Source organism: Rhizobacter sp. P2_H2, from assembly GCF_056403375.1.
This window is the reverse complement of record NZ_JBFUFP010001059.1, coordinates 1-1,823: the sequence shown is the minus strand read 5'-3', so window position 1 is coordinate 1,823 and position 1,823 is coordinate 1. Positions and strand designations below refer to the sequence as shown.

Sequence of the window (1,823 nt, the reverse complement as noted above, 5' to 3'; positions counted from 1 at the left end):
GCATCACCATCAGCAATAAGCTCGGCCTGCATGCACGTGCCTCGGCCAAGCTCAGCAAGCTTGCCGGCAGTTTCCAGTGCGAAGTCCTGATGAGCCGCAACGGCCGCCAGGTCAATGCCAAGAGCATCATGGGCGTCATGATGCTCGCCGCCGGCCTCGGCACCGTGGTCGAACTCGAGACCTCCGGCGCCGACGAAGAGGCGGCGCTGCAGGCCCTCGTCACGCTGATCAACGACAAGTTCGGCGAGGGTGAGTGACCACGGGGCCGCGGCCCCGTTCGTTCACTGTCCCAGCTTCATTGCCCCAGGAAGTGCTTGCGGTAGCGCTGCGGCAGGTCGGCGATGCGCATCAGCATCGGCAGGTCGGCGGTGTTGAAGTCGGGATCCCAGGCCGGCGGGCCCAGCACCTTCGCGCCGCAGCGCAGGTAGCCCTTGATCAGCGCCGGCGCCTCGACGACCAGGTCGTGCTGCAGCTCGTCGACCGGCAGCGCGAGCCGCGGGCGCACCTGCAGTTCGATCGGCGCCAGGTGCGTGTGGCGCAACTGCTCCCACAGGCTGGCGGCGAAGTGGCCACCGTCGCGCATGCTGACGCTCGCGCAGCCGACCATCGTGTCCAGCTTGTTGCGCACCATGAACTCGGCCAGCGCGCCCCACAGCGCGAGGATCGCGCCGCCCGAGCGCCAGGCGGGGTGCACGCAGGAACGGCCCAGCTCCACCATCGTCGAGCGCAGCGGGCGCAGGCGGGTCAGGTCGAACTCGGTCTCGCTGTACAGGCCGCCGATGCGGCGCGCGGAATCCGGCGTCAGCACGCGGTAGGTGCCGATCACCGGCCCCGGCTCCCCGCCCTCGCCCGGTGCGCGCACCAGCAGGTGCTCGCAGAACGGGTCGAACATGTCGATGTCGTGGCCGGCGGGCGAGCCGTGCGGCACGCTCAGGCGTGCGCCCATCTCCTCGGCGAAGACCAGGTGCCTCAGGCGCTGCGCCTGGCGAACTTCGTCTTCATCGCGTGCCCAAACAACTTCCAGCTGAGCAGCATCGACCCGGCGCGCTTGTGGAGTGGGTGAGCTTTCGTGAAGTGACCTCCGGGACGTGTCACCACGCAAATCGGACAGAGGCATCGTCGGCAGGGGCAGGTCCCTCATGGCGTTCTCCTGTGAACTCCCGAGATGGTGGGTCCGCACGGTGACGCGTCCATGAAACCGGGATGACGCGCCGATGACATTGCGCGTTTCCCCGCGTGCGGGCGGGGCGTGCGCTGCTAGGATCGTCCGCATGAGCTTCCAGGTCTTCGGATTGCCGGTGTCACGGGGTGTCGCGATCGGCCGCGCGGTGATGGTCGCGTCGAGCCGCGTCGACGTCGCGCACTATTTCATCGAGGCGTCGCAGGTCGACTCCGAGATCGAGCGGCTGCGCACGGCGCGCGATGCGGTCGCGCAGGAGTTGACGACGCTGCAGCGCGAACTGCCGGCGGACGCACCGGGCGAGCTGTCGGCGCTGCTCGACGTGCACCTGATGCTGCTGCACGACGACTCGCTGACCGGTGCCACCAAGAACTGGATCCAGGAGCGCCACTACAACGGCGAGTGGGCGCTGTCGGCCCAGCTGGAGGTGCTGGCGCGCCAGTTCGACGAGATGGAGGACGACTACCTGCGCGAGCGCAAGGCCGACCTGGAGCAGGTGGTCGAGCGGCTGCTGCGTGCGATGGCGCGCGGGCCGTTGTCGGGTTCCGCGCCGGCGCCGGGCGTGAGTCCGCGGGATTTCGGCGGCGAGGACCCGCTGGTGCTGGTCGCGAACGACATCGCGCCGGCCGACATGCTGCAATTC

General features: G+C 69.0%; 3 protein-coding genes. 2 read left to right on the top strand and 1 reads right to left on the bottom strand.

The window, feature by feature from the left end; translation table 11 throughout:
- Positions 1–2: 2 nt before the first annotated feature.
- Positions 3–257, top strand: coding sequence for an HPr family phosphocarrier protein (locus AC1D15_RS29995; protein ID WP_477828891.1), 255 nt, complete (start codon positions 3–5; stop codon positions 255–257).
- A 38-nt stretch (positions 258–295) separates the two neighbouring features.
- Here the strand turns inward: AC1D15_RS29995 and AC1D15_RS29990 are convergent, their stop codons facing one another.
- Positions 296–1,141 carry a GNAT family N-acetyltransferase gene (locus AC1D15_RS29990; RefSeq protein WP_047510199.1) on the bottom strand — a complete coding sequence of 282 codons (846 nt, stop codon included), beginning with the start codon at positions 1,139–1,141 and terminating at the stop codon, positions 296–298.
- 130 nt (positions 1,142–1,271) lie between these two features.
- Here AC1D15_RS29990 and AC1D15_RS29985 point away from each other — a divergent pair.
- Positions 1,272–1,823, top strand: a 552-nt coding sequence (locus AC1D15_RS29985) for a phosphoenolpyruvate-utilizing N-terminal domain-containing protein (RefSeq protein WP_477828890.1), incomplete at its 3' end; no start/stop codon positions are given.

What these genes read in the sequence shown, in the direction of transcription:
- AC1D15_RS29990 (WP_047510199.1), bottom strand. Translation starts at nt 1,141, where the DNA reads ATGAGGGACCTGCCCCTGCCGACGATGCCTCTGTCCGATTTGCGTGGT.